The sequence below is a fragment of the Microbacterium sp. NPDC078814 genome, assembly GCF_040702645.1.
In the GTDB taxonomy this organism is placed as follows: Bacteria; Actinomycetota; Actinomycetes; order Actinomycetales; family Microbacteriaceae; genus Microbacterium.
Window position 1 is genome coordinate 48,225 of the sequence record NZ_JBFBLT010000011.1, and the last position, 23,768, is coordinate 71,992.

The window sequence follows — 23,768 nt, forward strand, 5'->3', positions numbered from 1 at the left end:
TCTGGCCGGTCGCGCGGGCCAGAGACCAACGCGTGAGATGCCGACGAGCACACCTGTTGAGTAGCCGTTAGCACCTCGGTAAACCCCGCGTAAACCCTGGATGGAGTTCTGGGCGTCTACCAAGCGCCGGGACCTGGCCGGGACCTGATGCATGCAAACCATGCAACGCATGACGTGAAAACGGGCCTGCTGCGGAGCAGAGAGGCCCGGAAAATCAAGGGAGCAGGCCGATCCGGGTACCTGGGGGTCAAGGGGTCGCAGGTTCAAATCCTGTCAGCCCGACCATTGGGCTGTTGGCAATACTGATTGCAGAACAGCTAGAGAAAAGGGAAGGGCACCTGCTTCGAGCAGGTGCCCTTCCCTTTTCTGCGTCTGCGAGATCGGATTCGAGTTCATATGGTCGAGTCCGCACGATTCTGGGGACGAAAACACGAACGCGCCCGGTTTTCGGGCGCGTTCGATTGTCCTGGTGTAGCGGGGAGCGTGCCGGGCGTGCCGCCAGCGGGCGTCGTCAGTGTACGGAGCCGTTCAGGTGCGCATTGGTGTCAGCGCGAGCTCGCTCGGTTGGCCGGGCGGTGTGTTCGTCAGCGACGATGCTCGACCGCCTCGGGGGATACTGAGGTCGCCGTTGCCTGTGGTCTTCGTGTAGCGATTGGCCCAGACGCGGTCGCGGCGGCGGATGGTGTGGACACGTGGAGTCGTGCGCGCTCGTTCGATCTCTCGGTCGCTGAAGAAGGCTGCGATCTTCCGGATGTTGTGGGCCGCGATGAGGAGTGTGACGAGGATCTGTGCGGCGGCGATTCCGCGGACGCGGCGGCGACCGGCGGTTTCGATGTCTGCGTCGCCTGATGCCTTGAGCTGATGGTTTCCGGACTCGACGGTGTTGCGGGCGTGGTCGTGGAAGGTCTCCCACTCTTCGGTGCCGTAGGCGAAGGCCTGCTGCGGGGCCTGCATCTCAGTGAGGTCGAACGCGGCCGAGTGCTTCTTGCAGATGGTGTCGAGGAACTCTTCTTCCAGGGTCTCGGGCTCGACCTCGGGGCGGGCCTTCTTAGCCGCGCTGAGCATCATCTCGCGGAGTGGGCAGGTGACCGTCGGACTGGGGCCGAGGGCCGGGCAGCGCAGCATCACTTTTCCGTCAGGCGTCTTCGCCTTGTCTTTGACGTGCAGCTGGAAGGCCTTCCGCTCTTCGATTCGGGCTCGATGCGTTGCGACGTCGATCACGTCGCCGAGACGATCCGGAGTGGCGTTCAGGAGGGGCTTCGGCGTGCTCGGGCAGTACGCGTCGCCTTCGACGAACAAGGCGCCGTGCTGGCCACCCTTGACGCCGACGCGGTCGGATCGGTAGTCCGTGGACGGAGTGAAGCCGGTTTTCAATGCCGGCTTCAGGAGTCGGAAGGGCTTGGCGTTGGCCCAGTACTGCTTGTCAGCGTCGGCGACACCAGGGGCGAGGTCGAGCATCGCTGCGGCTTCGAGGAGGTGCGCAGCTTCTTCGGCGACCTCCATGTTCGGGATGCTGAGGGACGCGGCGACCACGAGACTCGGGAACCGCTTTGAGCTGGGCTGCTCGGCGTCGACGCGAACGGCCAGGTTCGCCACCCATCCCCAGTCGTAGTCTCCCGACTTCCCGCGTTCAGGTGCGGTCTGGTCGACCTCGCCCTTCTGGTTGTCGACGCGCTCAGCTTTGCCGCTCTTGACGTGCCACCCGGCGAAGGCGTCCACGGGGCCAGGGGAGACCTCGCCGAAATCGGCTCCCTTTTCAGCCTTGACCTTGCTCGCGAGATGCTTGCGGCTGTACCCCTTGGTGGTGGGTGTGCCGATGTAGGTCTGGTCGAAGGAGAGATCCATCTGCTTCGAAGCCCGACGCACTTCTCGCGGCTGGAGCATGAACGTCATGCGGATAAAAAGGCGGGTGTACTCGTCCAGGCGCGCCTTGTACTTCTCCGCGCGCTCTGCGTCGTGATTGCGAAGGATCTCCTGGATCTGAGTGTGGGTCTTGGCAGTGTAGAGCTCCTGCGGGTAGGGGTCCATCAGGGTCTTCATTCGGTGGAACGCGCGAATCGTGTTCGTGTACCAGCGCTTCGTTGTGGCGACATGGGTAGCAAAGCTCGTGGGCGTCTCGGGCAGGTCGAGGAGGTCGCTGGACTTCGTGGAGAGCCTGTGCTGAAGAACGTACGCGGCACGCCGGATGTGGAGCGGGGCCCCTTCCTGAGCAAGAAGAAGGAGGGCGGTGAGCAGGGCGCGGTAGGAGATCATCGCGGGTCGTCCGCCCATACCGTCGCGTTTGGCATCTTCAGCGGCCCAACGGTCGAGTTGCTCGAGGATGCCGGACTGCCGGACGCGGGTTTCCGCCAAGGCCACAGTGGAGTCGTCGAACTGCTGGAGGTCGCGGCCGCGACCGAGGACCTCGCGCTCGGTGATGCCGCAGTCGTCGTTGTCGTCGAAGGCGCGGTAGTAGTCGATGTCGACGGAGGTCATCGTGCGACCTCCGCTCCGACGAGCTGAGCAGTGAAGTCAGCGACATCCAGCACGTTCGCGTGCTCGTAGTACCGAACGAGGGTCGAGTAGTGCTCGAACCCGGCCACTTCACGGAGCACGGGCAGCGGCACGTTGTTGTTGATGTGGTGCAGCAACCACGCCGCACGAAGCGCTGCCGGGGTGGGACGGACGGGCGCGGGGTGGTCAGTGAGGAAGGACTGGATGATGCGGGGCGGGTACTCGGCGATCCGCGGTCCACGAAACAGACGCTGGTCGGCGTCGGCCCGGCCGTCGATGCTGCGAAGCAGCACCCGAGCCCAGGCGTGTCGCACAGGTACGCGTCGGGCACGCTTGCCGACGACATCGACGAAGACGACGTCGCCGTCGCGGTGGATGTCGGCGACGCGGACGTTGACGATCTCGGCCGCGGTCAGTCCAGCGCCGCCGGCCAGTCCGAGGAGCGCCTGAGCGTTCTGGCGCTTCTTCACGGTGGTGAGCGAGTTCGCCCAGCTGTGCATCGACGCGATCTGCTTCGTCGTGAACGGGGAGCGGACCTTGCCGTGCGGTGCCGTGATGGCGATGAGGTCGGCGTCGGCGAGCTCGCGACCGATCTTCACCAGCTGACGGGATACGCCCCACCGGTGACCCGCGGATCGGTTCTTATGGACCGTCTCGAGAAACCGGTCGATGTTGCTCTGCGTGTAGACCCGACGGATCGTCAGCTCTGTACCCGTCCGCGCCCACACCCACATGTGGAACGACGCGGACATCGTCATCAGCCGGCGAGCCACATCGAACGAGTGCGGCAGCATCGCGGCTGCGGTCTCGACGGTGAAGGAGCGTGTGGCCGTCCAGGCGCCAGCCAGGGCGGCGCTGTTGGGCCGGTACTTGACGATGATGGGCGCGGCCAGCTCGGGCAGCTGCGGGTGGGATGCGAGTAGTGCTGCGGTCTCGTCGAGGTTGTCGCTGAGTCGGTGGTTTGGGTTCATGACCACCGTGTACGCGGCCAGTCGCCAAAGCGTGCGTACGGCGTGTCGCACTTCCCGCAGCACAGCGCACCGGCCTAGTCCCGAGAGCGCTCGAAGTCGGACTTCGATGGCGGAAGTGGTGCCCGCGACGGAAGGAACCGTCGAATCCTATCCAGCGCCGCAAGGTGCTCGAGCCCTGCGATACGAAGGAGTTCCCCCGGAGGTGTCCGGGCCTGCAGATGGGTGAGCAACCAAGTCGTCCGCATCCGCGCCGGCCTAACATCCAGCTCTGTCTTGTGCCCCCGATGTAAAAAGTCGGTGACCTGAGCCGACCGCACCCCCGTGCGTCCAATACGGAATACCCACTGGTCGTCGCCCAGCTCTTCTATCGCTTCTCGGAGTGCGGGTTGCCATGCAGGGAGAACCGGGACGAGCCGTGGTCGCCCCGACCATACCAGGATATGAACGTCGTCCCCGCGCACGTCGATGTCCCCGGTGCGCACCGACAGAAGTTCACGGGTCGCGAGGCCTGCTCCGAACCCCATCGCGAGGAGGGCGGCCGCGTCACGACGGCGGACAGTCGACCCCTGGGCGCCGGCCCAGCTCCGGAGGGCAGCGATCTCAGCTGAGTTGTATGGCGGAGTGGGATCAGACCGAGGAATAGGGAAGGGGGCCTCTGAGGGTGGGGTCACGGTGTCGACGATGGTGAGGAGGACGGAGCGATACGTGGCCCGGCTCCCGCGCGTGAACGATTCCATCCCTCGGTGGACGTACTCTTCGACCAGTCGACGCCGGAACATCTGTGCGACGTCGAGTTCCAGGCCTTTGGTCTGCCACGCCCACAGCACGAACGCCGTCGCGACCGGATACAGCGAACGCGCCTCCCGACCCGTCCGACTCGCCGTCTTGTTCACCGCAGCCGTCACGACCGGCCCCAGCGTCGTCCAGTACCGTGCCGCCTTCTTCGGCGCGAAGGCTCCGTCGTCGGCCTCATCGTCGACCTTGGTATCGGCCATGGTCCAGCTGTTCCTACTGCGGGAGTGGTGTTCGTGACACCTGGTTGATGCTCAACACCGTGGCGGACGTGCGGCGAGTGAACAACACTCCGGGGACGTCTCGGTCGATGAGGAGCACCATCGGAACGCCGACTCGGCACGTCGCGACAGCGACCAGCGCGGCGGATTCTGGGTCGAGCACCGTACGGACCCCTGTGCGCACTTCTACCGTGCGGGTGACCTGTCGGTTGTTCATGTCGAGGCAGTACTCGACTCCATCATCTGTGGTCACGACGAAGACGCCGTCCATCTCGTCGAGCACCCGGACCTGCGGCTCGTCGTCGATCTGCACGATGACGCCTCCTTTAAATGTCAGCAACCCTACGAAGCCGTCTAGGGCGACTCCGCCGACTCAGCGACAGCGACGCGTGTGCTCGGCGCGGTCTGACGACGGGTGCACACCGCGCATAGGTCCATTGGGCGAGCCGTCTCGCCCATGAAAGGACCCTGTGCGCGCGTCGACCCCTGCAGAACTCCACCAAGAAGCTGAACAACTACGACGGGCGGAGGGGCCCGTCGATCCCGTCGCCGACCGGTTCGCCGCGGCGGTGACGTTGGTTCTTGACGACCAAGTCGTACCTCAGCGCCGCGCAGCGACCTGGATCCGTTCTCTCCATGCCTACGAAGATCACTGGCGACACCACGGTCGCGCGCCACGCGAGAACACTCGCGCGAGGACGACCCTCATGGACGAGGAACGCCATCTCGGCGAGTGGGCTCGGTATCAGCGTCGCTTCGAAGGCGGCCTGAACGCGTACCAGCGCGCTCGACTCGACGTCTCACCCGCTTTCGAGTGGGATCCCCTGGATCGCGCGTGGAACGAAAGGTTCGAAGAATGCGAACGATTCGTCGCAGCGCATCGCACCCTTCCTCGATTGCACGCGGCAGATCGGGCAGAGTTCGTGCTCGCGCGATGGCTCGGCCGTCAATTGCTGCGACTCCGAAACGGACGACTTGAACGTGCTCGTACTCAGAAGTTGCTCCGACTTATTCGAGAAGCGCGCCGAACATAACCCCGGCCGCACCCGAGCGGTCCCACATGCTGAATTTCGTGCACGCTTCGCAATCCTGGCCTGATCGCATCCAGCAGTGGTCGGGCTGCAGGATGGTTGTCTACCAGACGCGAGAACGTCAAGTGCCAGCATTATCATTCGGGTCTCGGCGTCATTGCCGTGGGCGACCCCGCACCCCGAATCGCTAGTCTGGGCGAGGCCATGTCATGCTGCCATCCGTTGCTCTGAGTGGCTGCGCCGCCGGCTGTGGCGCTTGAGAAACGCTCGCTCATGCTTTCGGCGCAGCGAAAAGATAAGAAGTGTCTTAGCTTCGGCCTTACGATTCCGCTTCAGGTCTCCCGAAAAGCTCCGAATCCGTTCTCTCGGCCATGTTCGAAGCTCGCCGGCCGGAAGACTGGGGGTATCGAAGGGGAGTAGCTCCGGGCCGTAGCGCCTGAGGGTGCATCGACATACTGACGTTCACGGAGATCGTCCGGTGCCCCGTCCCGATCCGGGATGAGCGAGACCTTCGGCCTCTCTGTGTGGCCGAAGCTCCGCTGTGTCGTCTCTTCGGTCGCGCCCGACCGAAAGGAGAGCGCGATGCCTCGCGCCCTCATCTCCCGCATCCTGTTGTGCCTGACGATTGCCGCCCCGGCCGTTGTGTTCCGCATCCTCGCATTCCACCCGAACCCCGTAGTCGACCTGTTCGTGTTCGGTGCCGCGGTGGTCGCTGCGAGCTTCCTGCTCGCCTGGGCCGCCGAAGCCGCGCAGAAGGACATCTCCGGCGCCCTCGCGATTGCGATCCTCGCCCTGATCGCCGTGCTCCCCGAGTACGCCGTCGACCTGTACTACGCGTTCCGCTCGGGTTCGGACCCCGACTACGCCCAGTACGCCGCCGCGAACATGACCGGGTCCAACCGGCTGCTGCTCGGCTTCGGCTGGCCGCTGGTCGTGATCGTCGCCCTCATCGTCGCCAATCGAGGTCTTGGCCGTGGCGACACGCGCCGGGTGTCGAGTCTGGGCCTTCCCGTGACTGCGCGCCTCGACGTCGGATTCCTCGGCATCCTCGCGGTGCTGGCATTCGCGATCCCGCTGCTGGGCAACATCCCGATCTGGTTCGGCCTCGTCCTGATCACCGGATTCGTGCTGTACCTATGGCGCGCGAGCCGGGTCGAAGACGACGGCGAAGAGGAGTTCGTCGGAGCGGCAGCCGACATCGCCGGAATGCCGACGCGTGCCCGCCGCGTCACCGTCATCTCGATGTTCGTCGTGTCGGCCGCGATCATCCTCGCCTGCGCCGAACCGTTCGCTACCGCGCTCGTGGATTCGGGGACGTCGCTCGGCATCGACAGCTACTTCCTCGTCCAGTGGCTCGCCCCACTCGCCTCCGAGGCTCCCGAGTTCATCATCGCCGTGCTCTTCGCGCTGCGCGGCATGGGCGCCGCCGCCATCGGCACCCTCATCGCCTCGAAGGTCAACCAGTGGAGCCTGCTCGTCGGATCCCTCCCCATCGCGCACTTCTTCGGAGGCGGAGGAGGCGACCTGCCACTCGACTCCCGCCAGATCGAAGAGTTTGTCCTCACCGGCACACAGACCCTCATGGGCGTCGCGATCATCATCGCGCTGCGCTTCCACTGGCGCTCGGCCGTCGCCCTCGCAGCGATCTTCGCTGTGCAGTTCTTCGTCACCGACACCACCGGCCGCTACATCCTCTCAGCAATCCAGGTGCTGATCGCCGTGGGGATGCTCATCGCGCACCGCGCACACATCCTGCCCACTCTCACGGCACCGTTCCGCCGCACCCCTACTCGGGAACGTCTCAGCGAGACTCCGACGGCTGCCTGGCAGTGACGTGAGCACGGCATCTGCTGTGTGAGTGAGATGCTCGATTCCGTTGTGCGCTTGTCGTGAGTCATAGCGTGATGCCCGTGGCGCGTGGCAGTATCACCTCATGGTGGGATCCTCGAAGCTCGCGTCTGTGCTGTATGTCGAGGACGATCCACTGATCGCGGCGATGACGGTCGAGGTGTTGTCGGAGACGTATCGGGTCGATCATGCGTCCGACGGCGAGGTCGCCCTGCGTTTGGCGCTGGGTACCCGGTATGACCTGATGGTGGTGGACCGGCGGCTGCCGGGGATGGACGGTGTCGATCTTGTTCGCGCGGTGCGCACGGCGCACATCACGACCCCGGTGCTCATGCTGACTGCCCTGGGCGCGGTGGACGACAAGGTCACGGGGCTCGACGGTGGGGCGAACGACTATCTCGTCAAGCCGTTCGACTACGAGGAACTCCTGGCGCGGTTGCGCGCATTGCAGCGGGCTTTCCAGTCGGGTGGGGCGCGGCGCGAGCTCGGTGAGTGGAGTTTCGCCCCGACAGCACAGGCGGTCTTTGACCCGTCGGGGTACCGGATCACGCTCACGGCGACGGAGAGCGCGTTGCTGGAGGTGCTCAGCGGGAGTCCGGACCATGTGTTCAGTCGAGAGGAGATCCTCCGGGCGGTGTTCCCTGCCGGTGATTCCGCGAGCTCCGTGGACACGTATGTGCACTATGTGCGGAAGAAGACGACTCCGGAGATGATCGAGACGGTCAGAGCGCGCGGGTATCGTGCGGGGAACCCGTCATGAGTGCGCAGAGAGACCCGGATGCGGAGAAGGTGCGGCGGGCGGCTCGGGTCGTCGCGGTCTGGGTGGGCGTCTCGTCCGGGGTGATCGTCCTCGGAGGTGTGCTGATTCTTCTCGCGGTGGTGCTGTCGTCGTCGCGCCGTGAGGGCGAGAGGCACGAGGGCGGGTGGTTCCCGGGTGCGGGTGGGGACGATTTCGTCGTCGACATCAGTGTTCTCGTGCCCGCCGTGGTCCTGCTCGGTGCGGTGGGGGTGCTGTTGCTGGCCGTGGTTGCGAGTATCGCCGCGCGGCGAGCAGCACTCCCGTTGAGCGATGCTCTGCGGCGGCAACGACAGTTCGTCGCGGATGCGAGCCATGAGCTCCGTACGCCGTTGACGGCGTTGACGAGCCGTATCCAGATCCTGCAGCGCCGTCTGGACCGCGGCGAGGACGTGACCGCGACGGCGCGCGAGCTGCGAGAAGACGCGGATCGCATGCGCGACGTCCTCTCCGACATGCTCCTCGCCGCAGAAGGACAGTCGTTCGCCGGAGAATCAGCGGTCCTCGCCGACGCCGCTCGCGGCGCCACAGCCGCGATCCGCTCCCTGGCGGACGACACGGCTGTGAGGATCGACGTCGACGTCGTGGACGCTGTCGTGCCGGTGCTGCCGGTGACCCTCGTGCGGGCTCTGGTCGCACTCCTGGATAACGCGGTCGCGCACTCACCGGCAGGCGGCTCGGTCGAGCTCTCAGCACGGCGGTCGGCGAGCGGGGTGGAGATACGTGTGACCGACCACGGGGCTGGGATCTCCGGTATCGACCCCGCTCAGGTGTTCGAGAGGTTCGCTCGCTCTCCCGACAGCGGCCGTGGACGCGGATTCGGGATCGGGCTCTCGCTGGTGCGGGATGTCGCACAGCGCGCCGGAGGGAGCGTTGTCGTCGAATCGACGTCCCCGGGAAGGACAGTGTTCCTTCTTACGCTGCCCACGACGACGCCGAGGTGACCTCGACGGGCGTCGACCCGATCCACCGTGTGGTGGCTCCAGTATCCGTGACGAGCAGCCCGGTCCTCGTGCGGGAGGCGGCGATCCAGGTGGTGTCGGAGGAGCCTGCGGCGATGGCGGCCGTAGCCCAGACGTCTGCGTGAGCGAGAGTGTCGGCGACGACGGTGACGGAGGCGATGCCGTGCGCGCGGTGACCGGTGCGTGGATCAATGATGTGCCTGCCACGTTCGGCGGGACCGGACGTGGCCACAGCACCATTCGTCACCTGCATCGTCGCGACAACGCTCCCGGGGCGACACGGGTCTGCGATTCCCACGTCCCAGACCCAGTCCGAGCCCTGTGCGGTGAACAGTTGCAGGTCTCCTCCGGCGTTGATGCCGACGGCCCGTGACCATACGAGGAGAGGGGCGAGGTGTCGTCTGCTCGCGTGTTCCACCGCCCACCCCTTGACGTACCCGGTGGGGTCGAACCCGCCCCGCCAAGATGCGGAGAAGAGCCCGCCGGTCTCGTGTTCGTAGTCGGCGCACGCGGCAGCGACCTCTGCCACGCGCGGGTCAGCGTCCTGGATGCGGAGGTCACCGGCCCGGATGCGGCTGATGTCGGATTCGGCCCGGTAGGGCGAGAACACGCGGTCGATGTCGCGGAGCTCCGAGACGCACGCCCGCACCGCATCCCGGACCGCAGCGTCGTCACGCGGGTCGACGATGTGGATGCTGATGGCGGTGCCCATGATGTGCTCCACGTGCACGTGGATGTCTGGCGTGGTCATTGTTGTGCCTGATCGATAGCGCTCTGCAGCGAGCTCGTGTATCCGTCGCTGGTGTAGGTCGCGCCGGACACCATCTGGATGTGTGCGCTCTGGCCCTGGACGGTCTCGGAGACCAGCAGCGGGATCGCGTGTGCGTTGATCTGTTGGTCTCGACCGTTGCTGTCGGGATACTGGAGCGCTTGCGCGTCGGTGATCTTCCCTCCCGACACGGTGATCTGCACCTGGATGGGCCCGTAGCGCGTGTGGGTGGTGTCGCCGGTGAACGTCCCGTCCGCGAGCCCCGTCGTAGTCCCGGCGGTGGTGGTCGATGCCGACCCGCTGGTGCCCTGGGTGGTGCTGCTGGCGGGGCTGGCGATGTCGGAGGGGGGAACAGCGTCGAGGGAGGTGCGGTAGCTGAACAGGAGGACGATCCCGCTCAGTGTCGCGAGGAGTGCGTAGATGATCTTCTTCATGGCGTTGCTCCCTCGGTGCTCAGGAAGTGAAGGATTCGGAGTGGATGCGGTCGACGGTGAAGCCGGCGCCTTGGAGGTCTTCTCGTAGTGCGCGCATCCACCCGTCGGGGCCGCACAGGTAGACGTCGTACTCGTCCGGGTCAGGGGCGATGTAGCGGAGCAGATCGGGGCCATTCCAGGCGGTGTGGGTGGCCGGCAGCCACGGGGAGTTGCCGCCCGCGCGGGGGCCGGTGAGCGGGAAGTGGCGCACTCCGCGCTCACGGATCAGCGACGAGATCGGCTCCCGCAGTAGAGCGTCAGAGTCCGCACTGTCCCGGACGACCAGGGCCGCGTCACCTGGCTCGTATCGCTCCGCCTCGAGAAGCGCGACGAGCGGGGCCACTCCGGCTCCCGCACCGATCATGAGGAGCTTCCGGCCGCTGCGGCGATCTCCGGTCATCTCCCCGAACGGACCCTCCACCAACACTCGGGTGCCCGGACGCAGCGACGCGAGTCGTGTCGTGCCGTCGCCGACGAGGCGCGCCGTAAGCGCGTAGGTGTCGCCCGGAGCGGCCGAGAGGGAGAAAGGGTGCCCTCGCATCCATCCTGGCCCATCCAAGAACCGCCACACGAAGAACTGGCCCGCCCGTGCCTTCAGCGCACGGAGGTCCCGACCGGACATGCGCACGGTGACACCGGCTGCCCCATCGAGTGCGACGGTGTCGACGCGGAGAGCGTGTCGATGGGAACGGACAAGCGGTGCGACGACGCGGAACACCATGACGGCTGCCGCTGCGATAGCCCACAGCGACCACCAGTAGATCGTGGCCGGTGTTGATGCGAGGAAGTCGGCTCCCGTCCATAACTGGTGCGGCAGAGCGAGGAAGACGCCCAGGTACGCGTACAGGTGTAGCAGATGCCATGACTCGTACCGCAGGCGACGGCGGGCACGGCGGATCGAGGTGACCACGACCATCACGAGCAGACCGGTTCCCGCAGTTGCCAGCAGCATCCCCGGGTAATCCCAGACGAAACTCCACAGCTGATCCCACAGTCCCACACCCGCCGCCGCAGCGTACCCGATGACCAGCAGCAGGATGTGCAGACCCATCAACCAGAACGACCAGAAGCCGACCTGTCGATGAAACCGCGTGATCCCCTCACGCCCAAACCCCCGCTCGAACAGCGGAACCTTCGCCATCAACAACACCTGATAGAGCAACAGGTTCGCTGCGACAAGCCCGGAGAGCCGTCCCAGAGTGGTCACGCTCTCCGCAGAGAAACTGAGTACGGCGGTCACCCCGCCCCCGGCCACCCACAGTGCGACGACGAACAAGCTCGTCGCCCAGATCACGCAGAGTGCGGCGACCCGCCACCACGAAGTGGCGACCCGGGGCTTCGATACACGCAAGGTCGGCGTGAACGTTGAGGCGGTGCGGAGGGTGCTCATGACGCCATCGTCCACGCGGCCCTCTGAGAGAGCTTTAAGAAAGCTGTGCACCTGAAGCTGTCATAGGTGATTCTCAGGCAACGCCGGTCGTTCCGAGAAGCGACCCGAGTGCGAACGTCGCGGCGAGAGCGAGCGCCCCGCCGACCACGACCCTAACCGTCGGCCGGACCGCAGGGTTCCCGCCGATCCTCGCGCTCACGAACCCCGTCAGCGCCAGCGCGAGCAGGACAACGATGAACGTGATCGGGACGCGCAGGTCGACGGGCGGCAGCAAGATCGCCAGCAACGGGAGCAACCCACCGATAGTGAACGCAAGAGCCGACGCTCCAGCGGCAGCCCACGGGCTCACCACGTGGTCTTCGGTCATTCCGAGCTCTGCTTCCAGGTGCGCGGTGAGGACGTCGTGGGCGGTCAGTTCTTCCGCGACCTTGCGTGCTGTCTCGGGAGTGAGCCCCTTCGCCTGGTAGATACCGGTGAGCTCTTCGAGCTCCGCAGCGGGATCATCGACCAGCTCCTGGCGTTCTTTCGCGATCAGCGCCCGCTGGCTATCGCTCTGACTGCTGACCGAGACGTACTCGCCCAGCGCCATCGAGACCGCCCCACCGACCAGCCCTGCGATACCCGCCGTCACCAGAGGCGCGAAATCCGTCGTCGCCCCGGCGACGCCCACGACGAGCGACGCAACCGAAACGATGCCATCGTTGGCGCCAAGTACGCCTGCCCGCAGCCAGTTCAATCGCCCACCGAGATCGCCAGAGTGAGGCTCGTTGCGGTGGGCGCCCTCAGGCGCGTTGTCGTCCATGGCGTTAGCTAAGCATCCTTCGACTGGTTTCGCAGACTGATTCAAGATGATCGCGGATCCAATACAAAACCGCAACTGGGCTCGCTTTGGAACGCTGGCGTGATCTGAAGCTTCAGGTCAATGGGGAGCGTCCAGTGCCAGCCCCCGTTGTCCCGAAGCGTTGAGCCGCGGGTGGATTGTGCTGTACGACGAGCTCCCGGTCTGATCGAAGCTCCGTGGGACTGCCGAGGGTCTTGGTGACTCTTCGTGTTAGGCCGCGGATGCGGCCTGTGTGGTCATGATGGCTTCGAATTCGACGGGCGCAACTTGCCGAGGGCTCGCTGTCGACGGCGCCGGTAGTAGGTCCGTTCGCTTCAGGTTACGATGGCGAGGCGGAAGTCGTTGCCGGGGGCCCATCGGCGCGCGCAAGGAGTTCGATCATGCCCAGGCGCGGATCGGCAAGATGGAAGAGCTCGCGAAGGCCGAGTTCGAGGACAACTCGCACCTCCCGGCGACCCCTCGTCAATGGTTCTCTTCATCGGTAGGGACGAGAAGTGGGACGCGATTTGCGCCGAACATGGGCTCACACGTCCTACCTACGACAACAAAGCCTTCTTGCGGCGTACGAGTGCTCAACTCGACTCGGCGCGACTTTTTGACCGCCGCGGGCGGACTACTCATCTCGACGGCCGCGAGCGTCGGCTCGCTCTTCCTCGTCGCCTGAAGCACGGCGAACATAGCCTTCGTCCCGCGATGGGCTGCTCGTGCACTGGAGCTTTCGTCAGACCTTCACGCCCAGGCGTTCACTCGTCTCCAGAGAGACTCGTCAGGGAGGATTGCTGGTCCGTCGAATGCGTGCTCGACGCTGCTCGAACCTTGCCGCTCCCGCCCTCCCGCTGAAGCAACAGGAGATGGCCTCTCACCCAGCGGTGCCGTATAGCGGGGAGGGTGGATGCGGCGGGAGCCGTGGCGCAGGCTTATACAGTCGCGATGTATAAGCCTGACCAAAACGGTTGGCACAGCGACAGACATACTTGCGGCCGTCCGTCGAGGGAAACAGCGTCGATGCTGTTCGCGTGGCGACTGCGACTAGCTGAATGCTTGCAGCTAGCCCGCGCAGGGTCGCACCTGAAGCGAGGGGCTTCTCCTCGGTCAAGGCTCATCGTGGCGGGTTCGAGTATGGCGGCGGCGGACCTCTTCGAGTATCTCCTCGAGACTGCGGACACCGTCGACGTAGTCCTGGGCGTCACGGAGGGCACGAGGCGTCGGCTTGAGTCCGTCCAAGACACCCGAGTGCAGGGCTTCTGCGGCGCCGTTGATTCGCTGCGCACGAGTGAGGCGGGGAGCTTGGTCGTTCGCCAGTCCGCGGAGGACGGCGAGACTCGGCGTTGCCATCCGAAGGTTCTGCATGTCGAGGATCCCGAGGTTCCACTCGTGGCCGTCGCGTCCGAGGCTAGCGACCCGCCGTCCATCATCGGTCTGTCCGCCTCCTGCGATATGCATGTGCCCGTGAATGAGAAGCTCCGGGTGCACAGCGTCCCAGACTTCGCTCACGCGCGCGCGTGATGCTGCGGAAGCCTCGAGTGCCATCCTCGGAAACCGGTGCGGGTTTGTGCGCAAGACCTGGCGAACGGCGCGGACGGGGTTGTTGGCCGGCGACTCGTGGGTAAGCATCAGATCCGCCCGCCCACCGGCGACAGCTGTCGCGACGTGGTCATCGGTGATCGTCTCATCTGGCCACCAGGTCCGCCCTTCTTGGCGGGACTCGCGATCGACGGACGCGGCGCCGCCAAGCGCCAGAACAGAGCGTCCGCCGATGGTGAGGCGGGCTGGCCGTGGGAGGATCCAGGTGAGCTCGGATACCCTTACGGCTTCCCCGGGATGTCGATCGAGCAGCGGAGTGATCTGACCGTAGTCGTCGTGATTCCCGAGGACCACGTAGAAGCGGTCGATGTTCGTGTCGGCGAAGATCGCGTCGACCTCGCGCGGCGACATCTGCCAATCCCCTAGGTGCAGCAGCGTCGTCACATCGGGTGCCAGCGACGGGAGTGCCCGGGCGACCACACGAGCCCAATCTGCATTGCCGTGCCAGTCGCCGCACACCGCGACGCGCCGATCGGGCAAAGAGATCCTTTCTGTGTGTTCAGACAATCTCATCCCGACTCCGTTCAGCGGCGAGCACCACGGCCGTGCACCGGGCGATCCTGCAAGCATCTCAAGCAAACATGCGTCGAGTCTGTTCGCATGGAGCGTTGTCCTCCGTTCGGCGATTCTCGACGCGAGCTCTGTCCAACGCGGGTGTCTCAACACGCGTGCTTGACGACCTACAGCTGAGCCTTGCCGGCTCGATGTTGTCGCGCATAGGGAGGCGTCCAAACCACTCAGAGAAAGCTGCTTATGACTAACATCCACGCCTCGACTACGCCGCAGTCAGACATCGAACTGCCGGACTTCCCCCGCCCCACCACTGACGAGTACGTGCGAGACATCGACCCGTCGCCTCTTTACTCGCATCTCGCATGCACTCGCTATGTCATCGGTACCTGGGACGGCTACGGCGTTCGCGTACTTACCAACGAGACGGACGAGTACGCAACCATCCACTTCCGCATTCCCCGGGGATTGCCGGCCGACTGGGCGTCGCAGCTCGCCACCTTCTCGACGCAGCGCATCTCCTACACAGACCGAGATCGCTCCTGGGACGAAGAATCCGGGGGCTGGCCCACTTCGAACCGAGACCGCTGGAGTGCCTTCGTAGACTCGGTCCTCGCCGCCATCGACTTCGCGCGCGCCGCCTTGGAAACTGCGGTGTGGGCACACGCACGCGGCGAAGACTGGAGCTGGCCTTCATTCCCGCCCGGCAGGATCGAGACGAAGTACGAACTGTGGGGCGACGGCCACCCGAACCGGTACGACCCCGAAGAGGATTACGCACGGTACCTGGAGGAGAGCGGAAAGGGTGCCGGCGCTACCCCGGCGGGCGAAGTCGCCTTCTGACCCGGTAGTCGGCTGCTTGTCGCCCAGCTCTACGCGGCCTCGTCTCCGGCGTGTCGACCATCTCGGGCCCATTAGCCACCGCCACTAGAGCGTGTTGCTAAAGGTTGATTCGTGGTGTGCGGGTGACGCTCGGAGCGTGTACGTCTGTGAACTCCATGACCATGCCCGTGCGGCGTGCGGCGTGCGGCAGCGCCAGATTCATAAGACTGACGACGAACTTCCCGGGTTCCTCGTGCATGCACAAGTGTGCCGAGTTCCTGGTACATCAACCGGGCACCGAACATCGCCCAACTGGACGCCGGTGTCCAGACAATCCTGCGGCTGCTGGAGCTCGCGCCCAAGCTGAACGTGGTGCTGCTCCAGGGCAGCATGCGGAGCGTGCTTGGCGTGCCTGCACTGATTCTCAGTGCCGTGGCCATCGACAAAGTCAAGGAGCGGAGGAGTCCGCCGCACGTCGAACATCCGCGATGTGTTTTGTGGCTCTTGACGCCAGCAAGGATCGCCATCGTCGTCGATTTTCGGTGTAGGGCTGCGGTAACTGAGTGATAACCCGGAGGTTCTACAAGGAGCATTCAGGACAGACGCCCACCTAGTGAGCCGGATGCGGTTGGCGTGAGATCGACGACAGGGACCTACCGCGGTGATCTCCGTCCGGCGGCGACGGTGGGGAGGTTCTTCATCGCGTGAGACGTCTCCTCCTACTTGTCGTCACCAGCCAGGCGCCCCCGCCAAGGATGCCGAGACCAAGAAGCAGCGCGAGTATCGCTGTTGCCCCATCTGCTCCCGTAGAGGGGAGGGAATCCTCGAACGTGTTGGTAAAGACGATGCCGACGAAGCGCCCTTCACCACGAACCTTGAAGAGCCGGTAGACAGCCGCATCATCTTGCCTCCCACGGTCGATGAACCTGCTTACCACGAGAGCCGCTTGGTACAGTTCCGAAATGGATCACCTTTCCTCAGCGTCCCCCCACGTCCATCCCGATGTCCGGGTGCGTGGTGCCCGGGAACACAACCTCAAGGACGTCGATCTCACGGTTCCGCGTGACGCGATGGTCGTGTTCACGGGCGTGTCCGGATCCGGGAAGTCCTCCTTGGCTTTCGGCACGTTGTACGCGGAGTCGCAGCGGCGCTACTTAGAGTCAGTTGCCCCGTACGCGCGGCGACTGATCGACCAGGCGGGTGTCCCCGACGTCGACTCCATCACTGGGATGCCGCCCGCAGTCGCCTTGCAGCAGCAGCGCGGAGGGCGCAGCGCGCGCTCCTCTGTAGGCAGCATCACCACGCTGTCGAGTGTGGTTCGGATGCTCTATTCGCGAGCAGGTGCATACCCAGATGGTCAGCCGATGCTCTACGCCGAGGACTTCTCCGCGAACACCGTGCAGGGCGCGTGCCCCGAGTGCCACGGCATTGGCAGAGTGTACGCGGTGACCGAGGAGCGGATGGTCCCCGATCCTTCACTCACCATCCGGGAACGCGCCATCGCATCGTGGCCGACCGCCTGGCACGGCCACCAGCTGCGCGATGTGCTGGTCGCGCTCGGCTATGACGTGGATGTGCCGTGGAAAGATCTGCCGAAGAAGGATCGGGACTGGATCCTCTACACCGACGAGACTCCGTTCGTCCCGGTTCACTCGCGACTCACGCTCGCTGAGGCTCGACGGGCGATCCAAGCGGGGATCGAACCGAGCTACTCAGGCACGTTCGTCGGCGCGCGACGATACGTGCTCGACACTTTCGCAAACACGAAGAGCGCGTCGATGAAGCGCCGCGTAGCCCAGTTCATGAGCGCAGCGGTGTGCCCGGTGTGCCAGGGGAAGAAGCTCAAGCCCGAAGCGCTGACGGTCACGTTCGAAGGACTGGACATCGCCGACTTCTCAGCCTTGCCACTGCGTGAATTGGCAGAACTTCTCGTGCCCGTCGTCGCCGAATCCGACCTCGAGGACGAGACCTCCGGCGCAACGATAGACGTCGAGACCAGGCGCGAGGCCGTCGCACAACGCGTCGCTGCAGGCGGGTCTGCGCACTCCGCTGCACCCGATGTCCGTCGCACGCCGAATCGGTCCGCCGAGAAGCGCGCCGCGGCAGCCCGCCTCGGTGCCGAGCTGCTGGACCGCCTGCGCCCCATCATCGACCTCGGACTCGGCTACCTCTCGCTGAGCCGTACGACGCCGACACTGTCCGGGGGGGAACTGCAACGACTTCGACTCGCCACGCAACTCACGTCGGAACTGTTCGGTGTCGTCTACGTCCTCGACGAACCGTCAGCCGGTCTCCATCCGCACGACGTCACCGCGCTGCTGGGTATCCTCGACGGCCTCAAGCAGCGCGGCAACAGCCTCTTCGTCGTGGAACACTCCGTCGACGTCATGCGGCACGCGGACTGGCTCGTCGACATCGGCCCCGGAGCCGGGGAACGCGGCGGGCGCGTGATCTACAGCGGCCCCACGGACGGGCTCGCGGAGGTCGACGAGTCGGTGACGCGCGGATACATCTTCGGAGGCAGCGGCCTCCCACCGCACCAGCCCCGTGCCGCCCACGACTGGTTGCAGCTGGAGCACGTCACCCGCAACAACCTGCGGGACGTATCTGTGGCGCTACCGCTCGGAACGCTCACGGCTGTCACTGGCGTGTCAGGGTCGGGGAAGTCCAGCCTTGTCAGTCAAGTCCTGCCAGCCCTCATCGGCGCCAGGCAAGGAGACACCCGTCGCATCGAGGAGGACAACGCAGAGGCCGACACCCTGCTCCTCACTGACGAGTCCGATGAACTCGGAGGGTCGGTCGAGGGCGACCTCACGACGGTCCGGCGTGTGGTGAGCATCGACCAGAAACCCATCGGCCGCACGCCCCGCTCCAACGTCGCGACCTACACAGGACTCTTCGATCATGTGCGGCGCCGGTTCGCCGAGACGCCGGAAGCTCGGACACGCGGATACAAGCCCGGTCGGTTCTCCTTCAATGTCGCAGGCGGCCGTTGCCCGACCTGTGAGGGTGAAGGCTCCGTGATGGTCGAGCTGCTCTTCCTGCCCTCGGTCTACACCGTGTGTCCCGACTGCCATGGCACCCGCTATCAATCGAGCACCCTGGAGATCACCTGGCGAGGGCGCAACATCGCGGAAATCCTCGCGATGAGCGTCGAAGAGGCTCACGAGTTCTTCGCCGGCGAGTACGACGTGATGCGCTCACTCACCTCGCTGGTTGATGTCGGGCTCGGTTATCTGCGCTTGGGACAGCCGGCCACAGAGCTCTCCGGTGGGGAGGCGCAGCGTGTGAAGCTGGCCACCGAACTGCAACGAGCGCAGCGCGGCGACACTCTGTATGTGCTCGATGAGCCGACCTCCGGATTGCACTGTGCCGACGCAGACCGTCTAGTTACCCACCTTCAGACTCTCGTCGATGCGGGCAACACGGTCGTGATGGTGGAACTCGACATGCGGGTGGTCGGCGCAGCCGACTACGTCATCGATCTCGGGCCGGGAGCCGGTGACGACGGCGGCACAGTGGTCGCGTCCGGAACGCCAGCAGAGGTCGCCGCGTCGAGAAACAGCGCTTCAGCACCGTATCTCGCCGCCGCCCTCGCCGAGGCCGCGACGCTGACGTCAGGGGCATAACCGGCTCTTTGCAGATGGGGGTGTAGACGTCGAGGGTGCGTCGTTGGCCGGGTAAGGTGAATCGCTCTGGGTTTCGTTCCGTTCCGTTCTTCAAGCAAGGATGGAATTGATGAATCAGAAGTAGTCGCCCGAGATGCGGGAGAAGGCGTTGCGGATGCTGGACGAGGCGAAGCCCTCGCATCCGAATCTCATAACCGCGGTGCGCCATGTCGCTGGGCTTCTTGGTATGAGCGCGGAGACGTTGCGGGTGTGGCATCGCCGTCGCGAAGTCGACGGCGGGCAGCGTCCCGGTGTGCCCACCGATGTTGCCGAGGAAAACAAGCGCCTGCGGGGTGAGAACGCTGAGCTGCGCAAGGCGAACGAAGTCTTCAAGGCCGCGAGCGTGTTCTTCGCGAAGGAACTCGACCGCTCCTGACGGGTCTGCCCCGCGCACACCGCTTCCGCTGTCCCGATAGCCGGTCGTCCACCGGTACAGGTGCGGACCATCCGGGTGAACGACCAGAACCCAGCAACTACCTAAGCCTTCGATTCCCGTAAGACTGTCCCGCAAAAATGCCCGGTGAAGGTGCCGTAAACGGGCTCTTCCCAGATGAGGGTGTAGTTGGCGTTGGCGTGGCGGTCCCGGGATAGACGTCGAGGTCTCCCGACGATGGAGGTTCCTACGCCATCCATCCGAAAGACCTCGACGTGTCCGACGCTACCCCGCCGGCCGGCTTCGGCCGCCCTGACCTGACCGCCTTCGCGTCCTATCCCAATCGACTCTGATCGGGTCTGCTGATGCTCTCGACGAGAACGCAGCGACATCGCAGCCACCCAACTCCGACCGTCCGGGAAGCCGGGACACGTCACATGGCCTGTGCTGCGGGCGTGTCGAGTGGGTCGTTCAGGGGGCGACGCAGGAGCGTCGACGCGACGTGCTGAGAGGTGATTCCAGTCGAGCACTGGCACACCGGCTACAGGCATGGCGATAGGTCAGGAACGGTGTCGCTCCCTACGCAGGAGGGAGCGCAGAGTCTCGGCGTTCGCGTAGCCGACTCGTAGCGCGATCTCGGCGGAGGTGAGGTCCGTGGTTGCTGAGAGGTGCCGAGCTCGTTCGATGCGAAGCCGTTGGACGAAGCCGAGCGGAGTCAGGTTGAGCGCCGCACGGACTCGTCTTTCGAGGGTGCGCCGGCTGGTGCCAAGTGACTGCGCGACGAAGGCGACGTTGAACGGTTCGTCCAGGCGGGCGCGCACGAAGCGTTCGAACTCGACGACGATCGAGTCCTCGTGCCGGAGATGTTCGTAAGCGACGAAGGCCGCCTGCGACGGGCGCTCGTCGATGATGAGGAGCTTGGCGACATGTTGGGCCAGGTCGGGGCTGATCGATCGCACGAGTGAGAGCGCGAGGTCGATGTGGGCGAACGCGGCGCCGGCGGTGACGAGGTTCCCGTCGGTCACGACCATGGTGTCGAGATCGAGGGCGACGGTCGGATAGCGCTTCAGGAACTCCGGCCCCAGGAACCAGCTGGTCGTCGCCCGCCGATGATGCATCCGTCCGGTCTCGGCGACGGCGAACACGCCGGTGCACGCCGCGGCGATCCGGGTGGTCGCCTCGTCGAGGCGCCCGAGCGAGGCGATGACCGAACGAGCATCTCGGCTCTGGAGGGCGTCGTTGGTAGCGGCGGCCGTAAGGGTTCCAAGCGCAGGGACAACGACCACGTCGAACTCTCCGGACTCCGACAGCGGGTGGTCCACCGACAGGGTCATCGATGCCGTCGTGGTCACTCGCCGTTTCGGTCCGAGGATGGCGAGTTCGATCGGGTCGATCCGCGGGTCGACATCGCCGCGGGCACCCTCGGCCACCCGCACGATGTCGATGATCGACGCGATAGCCGAACCGAAGCAGCCGTCGATCGCGATCAGTCCAATACGCATGACGTAAACAATAGCAATACTGCCGTATACGCCACTCCCCACCGGCCCTCGCTCGTCATACGCTGAACTCGTCCCACGAAGAACCCCGATTTCAAGGAGAGTCCCTCATGTCCACACCCGCATCACTTCCGTATGCCTTCGTCGCCAAGATCGTCGCGGCCGATGGACAGCACGACGCGGTCGCCGATCTGCTCGCCGGCGCTGTCGCACTCGCCAACGAAGAAGTAGGAACGATTGTCTGGTTCGCGGTCAGGACCCACGCCGACACCTTCTGGATCTTCGATGCATTCCCCGACGAGGCCGCTCGCGACGCCCACGCCGACGGCGCCATCGTCGCAGCCCTGATGGCCAACCAGCACCTCCTCGGCGCAGCACCCGAGATCCTGGCGGCCGACGTCCTCGCGTCCAAGCTCCCGTAGTCCGCCAACGCACGTCCGCAACGCGAACACAACACGAGCGCTGCCGGTCACAAACTCAACAGGCAAACCAACGGGCGGCTATGGAGCGGCTCGAGCCACAAAGCGCACGCCACATTCGAAGGAGCAATTGATGCCATCTATTCCTACATTGTCGTTGGACGACGCCAAACGTGTCATCGCGGCAGCAGAAGCTGAATCCAGCACGCAGGGTCAGCCCAGTAACATCGCCGTCGTCGATGCCGGCGGCAATCTCGTCGCTCACGTACGGATGGACGGAGCGTGGCTGGGCAGCATCGACATCTCGATCAACAAAGCTTTCACGGCCCGAGCGTTCGACACAGCCACCAAAGACCTCGGCGACCTCGCCCAACCCGGTGAGCAGTTCTACGGCATCAACGCCTCCAACAACGGTCGGGTGATGATCTTCGCCGGTGGCATCCCGCTCGAGCGCGACGGCCAGGTCGTCGGCGCCGTCGGCGTCAGCGGAGGAACCGGCGTCCAAGACCAGGCCGTCGCCGAAGCCGCCGCCAGCGCCTTCTGAGACCGACCCGCACCGAACCCGGCCCCCGGCCGGCACGAGGCTGGATGCGTGCGTCGTCGACGTAGCCGGTCACGGCTCGGACCTGACGGCCAACCAGCACCTCCTCGGCGCAGCACCCGAGATCATGGCGGCCGACCTCCTCGCGTCCAAGCTCCCGTAGTCCGCCAACGCACGAGACAACCGCGCCCCTCCGAGCCGTAGCCAGGTCGCGACGCAACGTCACGCTGCGTTGCCGAGCGGTGCGAGGCCTATCGACACACGGACAGGATGCCGGCCGCGAGGGGTCCGTCGCAGAGGAGAGCGACGTCGGTGTCGGGCAGAGCCGTGAGGCCAGCGCATCGCGCGACCACCAGACCCGAACAGCCCCTGCCCTGCGTTTCCGCAGGTCAGGGGCTGTTCGCCGGAGCCCCCTGTGGGAATCGAACCGACGACCTCATCACGTCGGCTTTGCGTCTATCGCTTGATGTGCCCACTGGGCGAACGAGCCGCTGACCTGCGCAAACGCCGAGCGTGGGGGGAGCCTGACACGGTTTCCCGGACACCTGAGTTGAGGCGATGATCGTCTCGGAAGGAGCCCGTGAGATGCCTGCTGCCCACTCGCCGGAGTTCCGGCGTCGAGCCCTGGATCTGGTCGCCCAGGGAAACCCTGTCGGTCAGACCGCTCGTGATCTGGGGATCAGCGAGTCGTGCCTTCGGAACTGGATAAACCGCGACGCGATCGACTCCGGCCGCAAGGCCGGGATCACGACCGACGAGCATATGGAGCTGGTCGAGCTGCGTCGCCGCAACCGCGTGCTGGAGATGGAGAATGAGATCCTCAAGCGCGCCAGCGCCTATCTCGCTCGGGAGAACGTACTCCCAAAATAGGGTTCCGGTTGGTCCAGGAGCTTGCCGCGGATGGGGTTCCCGTCGCGGTGGCCTGCCGGTTCCTCAGGGTGTCGACCTCGGGATACTACGAGTGGGCGTCGCGTCCGCCATCGCCGCGGACGATCGCTGATAGGGCGCCCCCGGCGACGATCCGGCGGGTTCACCGCGATTCGCGCGGCACCTATGGTGCCCCGCGGGTGCTGGCCGAGCTGCGGCTCGGGCTCGGTGTCCACGTGGGCAAGAAGCGCGTCGCCCGGGTGATGCGCCTGGATGGCCTGACCGGGGTGTCTCATCGACGCAAACGACGAGGCTGGAAGCCGGACACGGCGACGCACGAGGACCTCGTGAAGCGACAGTTCCGCGCGCACGAGCCGAACCGGCTCTGGTTCTGTGACATCACGCAGCATCGCGCGAAAGACGGGTGGGTTTACTGCGCCGCAGTGATCGACGCGTTCTCCCGCCGCGTCGTCGGCTGGTCGATCTCAGACAGAATCACCGCGGAGATCGTCGTTGACGCGCTCGAAATGGCTCGCTGGCGCCGCCGACCCGAGCCTGGCACCGTGGTCCACGCCGACCGAGGAGCGCAACACACGTCGTGGCTCTTCGGCCACCGACTCAGGCAAGCCGGACTGCTCGGCTCGATGGGGCGAGTCGCCTCATCGGTCGATAACGCGCTCATCGAGTCCTTCTGGTCCACGATGCAACGCGAGCTCCTCGACCGCTCAACCTGGACATCCCGGACCGAGCTGTCGTCGGCGATATTCGAGTGGATCGAGGGCTTCTACAACCCCACCCGCCCGCACACCGCGCTCGGCAACCTCAGCCCCGTGGAGTTCGAACGACTTCACAACCCCGCCGCAACCGCGGCATGATCAACACAGAGAAACCGTCCGGG

At 65.3% G+C, this 23,768-nt stretch carries 22 protein-coding genes and 2 pseudogenes; 12 read left to right on the plus strand and 12 right to left on the minus strand.

Going from position 1 to position 23,768, the window contains the following annotated elements; genetic code table 11:
- Window positions 1-528: 528 nt before the first annotated feature.
- The 4 genes from AB0300_RS16795 to AB0300_RS16810 all read right to left on the minus strand — a co-directional run bounded on the left by AB0300_RS16795 (window position 529) and on the right by AB0300_RS16810 (window position 4,790).
- The gene (locus AB0300_RS16795) at window positions 529-2,475 is read right to left on the minus strand and encodes a hypothetical protein (protein WP_105950117.1); all 1,947 of its coding nucleotides are present in this window, start codon (window positions 2,473-2,475) and stop codon (window positions 529-531) included.
- Window positions 2,472-3,464 (minus strand): tyrosine-type recombinase/integrase, encoded by a 993-nt coding sequence (locus tag AB0300_RS16800; protein ID WP_105950116.1) that lies wholly within the window; start codon window positions 3,462-3,464, stop codon window positions 2,472-2,474. The genes AB0300_RS16795 and AB0300_RS16800 overlap by 4 nt, the downstream gene beginning before the upstream one ends.
- A gap of 74 nt (window positions 3,465-3,538) precedes the next feature.
- Entirely contained in the window at window positions 3,539-4,459 is a 921-nt protein-coding gene (locus AB0300_RS16805; protein ID WP_105950115.1) for a hypothetical protein, read from the minus strand.
- Between the two features lie 13 nt (window positions 4,460-4,472).
- Entirely contained in the window at window positions 4,473-4,790 is a 318-nt protein-coding gene (locus tag AB0300_RS16810) for a hypothetical protein (protein ID WP_105950114.1), read from the minus strand.
- Window positions 4,791-6,090: 1,300 nt separating this feature from the next.
- Here AB0300_RS16810 and AB0300_RS16815 point away from each other — a divergent pair.
- The 3 genes from AB0300_RS16815 (at window position 6,091) to AB0300_RS16825 (ending at window position 9,096) form a co-directional block, all read left to right on the plus strand.
- Window positions 6,091-7,341, plus strand: a complete 1,251-nt coding sequence (locus AB0300_RS16815) for a sodium:proton exchanger (RefSeq protein ID WP_199787652.1) — start codon at window positions 6,091-6,093, stop codon at window positions 7,339-7,341.
- Window positions 7,342-7,441: 100 nt separating this feature from the next.
- Window positions 7,442-8,116, plus strand: coding sequence for a response regulator transcription factor (locus AB0300_RS16820; protein WP_105950112.1), 675 nt, complete (start codon window positions 7,442-7,444; stop codon window positions 8,114-8,116).
- Window positions 8,113-9,096: a HAMP domain-containing sensor histidine kinase gene (locus tag AB0300_RS16825; protein ID WP_105950111.1), complete on the plus strand. Its 984-nt coding sequence runs from the start codon at window positions 8,113-8,115 to the stop codon at window positions 9,094-9,096. The genes AB0300_RS16820 and AB0300_RS16825 overlap by 4 nt, the downstream gene beginning before the upstream one ends.
- Here AB0300_RS16825 and AB0300_RS16830 read toward each other — a convergent pair.
- The 6 genes and pseudogenes from AB0300_RS16830 to AB0300_RS16855 form a co-directional block, all read right to left on the minus strand.
- Window positions 9,068-9,865, minus strand: coding sequence for an FAD:protein FMN transferase (locus tag AB0300_RS16830; protein ID WP_105950110.1), 798 nt, complete (start codon window positions 9,863-9,865; stop codon window positions 9,068-9,070). The genes AB0300_RS16825 and AB0300_RS16830 overlap by 29 nt on opposite strands.
- Entirely contained in the window at window positions 9,862-10,317 is a 456-nt protein-coding gene (locus tag AB0300_RS16835) for an FMN-binding protein (protein ID WP_105950109.1), read from the minus strand. Before AB0300_RS16835 ends, AB0300_RS16830 begins: the two co-directional genes overlap by 4 nt.
- Window positions 10,318-10,336: 19 nt before the next feature.
- Complete coding sequence (locus tag AB0300_RS16840; protein WP_105950108.1) at window positions 10,337-11,746, minus strand: ferric reductase-like transmembrane domain-containing protein; 1,410 nt, start codon at window positions 11,744-11,746, stop codon at window positions 10,337-10,339.
- Window positions 11,747-11,819: 73 nt separating this feature from the next.
- Window positions 11,820-12,548, minus strand: a complete 729-nt coding sequence (locus tag AB0300_RS16845) for a VIT family protein (protein WP_105950107.1) — start codon at window positions 12,546-12,548, stop codon at window positions 11,820-11,822.
- Window positions 12,549-12,797: 249 nt separating this feature from the next.
- Window positions 12,798-12,928: pseudogene (locus AB0300_RS16850) on the minus strand (IS3 family transposase); the annotation flags it as partial.
- Between the two features lie 751 nt (window positions 12,929-13,679).
- Window positions 13,680-14,651 (minus strand): metallophosphoesterase, encoded by a 972-nt coding sequence (locus tag AB0300_RS16855; RefSeq protein WP_234024131.1) that lies wholly within the window; start codon window positions 14,649-14,651, stop codon window positions 13,680-13,682.
- 273 nt (window positions 14,652-14,924) lie between these two features.
- Here AB0300_RS16855 and AB0300_RS16860 point away from each other — a divergent pair, with 273 nt between their 5' ends.
- Both AB0300_RS16860 and AB0300_RS16865 read left to right on the plus strand, forming a co-directional pair.
- Window positions 14,925-15,524: a hypothetical protein gene (locus AB0300_RS16860; protein WP_105950105.1), complete on the plus strand. Its 600-nt coding sequence runs from the start codon at window positions 14,925-14,927 to the stop codon at window positions 15,522-15,524.
- Window positions 15,525-15,770: 246 nt separating this feature from the next.
- Window positions 15,771-16,070 carry a hypothetical protein gene (locus AB0300_RS16865; protein ID WP_105950104.1) on the plus strand — a complete coding sequence of 100 codons (300 nt, stop codon included), beginning with the start codon at window positions 15,771-15,773 and terminating at the stop codon, window positions 16,068-16,070.
- Between the two features lie 130 nt (window positions 16,071-16,200).
- Here AB0300_RS16865 and AB0300_RS16870 read toward each other — a convergent pair whose 3' ends face one another.
- A complete protein-coding gene (locus AB0300_RS16870) occupies window positions 16,201-16,440 on the minus strand; it encodes a hypothetical protein (protein ID WP_158698553.1) in 240 nt (79 codons plus the stop codon).
- 25 nt (window positions 16,441-16,465) lie between these two features.
- Here AB0300_RS16870 and AB0300_RS16875 point away from each other — a divergent pair, with 25 nt between their 5' ends.
- On the plus strand, window positions 16,466-19,132 hold the full coding sequence (locus AB0300_RS16875) for an excinuclease ABC subunit UvrA (protein WP_366216528.1): 2,667 nt from the start codon (window positions 16,466-16,468) through the stop codon (window positions 19,130-19,132).
- A 154-nt stretch (window positions 19,133-19,286) separates the two neighbouring features.
- Window positions 19,287-19,547 (plus strand): transposase, encoded by a 261-nt coding sequence (locus AB0300_RS16880; protein ID WP_126892901.1) that lies wholly within the window; start codon window positions 19,287-19,289, stop codon window positions 19,545-19,547.
- A gap of 557 nt (window positions 19,548-20,104) precedes the next feature.
- Here AB0300_RS16880 and AB0300_RS16885 read toward each other — a convergent pair.
- Window positions 20,105-21,046 (minus strand): helix-turn-helix domain-containing protein, encoded by a 942-nt coding sequence (locus tag AB0300_RS16885; protein WP_105950101.1) that lies wholly within the window; start codon window positions 21,044-21,046, stop codon window positions 20,105-20,107.
- A gap of 107 nt (window positions 21,047-21,153) precedes the next feature.
- Between AB0300_RS16885 and AB0300_RS16890 the strand changes: the two genes are divergently transcribed.
- The 5 genes and pseudogenes from AB0300_RS16890 to AB0300_RS16910 all read left to right on the plus strand — a co-directional run bounded on the left by AB0300_RS16890 (window position 21,154) and on the right by AB0300_RS16910 (window position 23,745).
- Entirely contained in the window at window positions 21,154-21,465 is a 312-nt protein-coding gene (locus AB0300_RS16890) for a putative quinol monooxygenase (RefSeq protein WP_105950100.1), read from the plus strand.
- Between the two features lie 130 nt (window positions 21,466-21,595).
- Window positions 21,596-22,006, plus strand: a complete 411-nt coding sequence (locus AB0300_RS16895) for a heme-binding protein (protein WP_105950099.1) — start codon at window positions 21,596-21,598, stop codon at window positions 22,004-22,006.
- 76 nt (window positions 22,007-22,082) lie between these two features.
- Window positions 22,083-22,166, plus strand: a pseudogene (locus AB0300_RS16900) (antibiotic biosynthesis monooxygenase); the annotation flags it as partial.
- 422 nt (window positions 22,167-22,588) lie between these two features.
- Window positions 22,589-22,873 carry a transposase gene (locus tag AB0300_RS16905; RefSeq protein WP_158698552.1) on the plus strand — a complete coding sequence of 95 codons (285 nt, stop codon included), beginning with the start codon at window positions 22,589-22,591 and terminating at the stop codon, window positions 22,871-22,873.
- 47 nt (window positions 22,874-22,920) lie between these two features.
- Entirely contained in the window at window positions 22,921-23,745 is an 825-nt protein-coding gene (locus AB0300_RS16910; RefSeq protein ID WP_234024242.1) for an IS3 family transposase, read from the plus strand.
- Window positions 23,746-23,768: the final 23 nt, after the last annotated feature.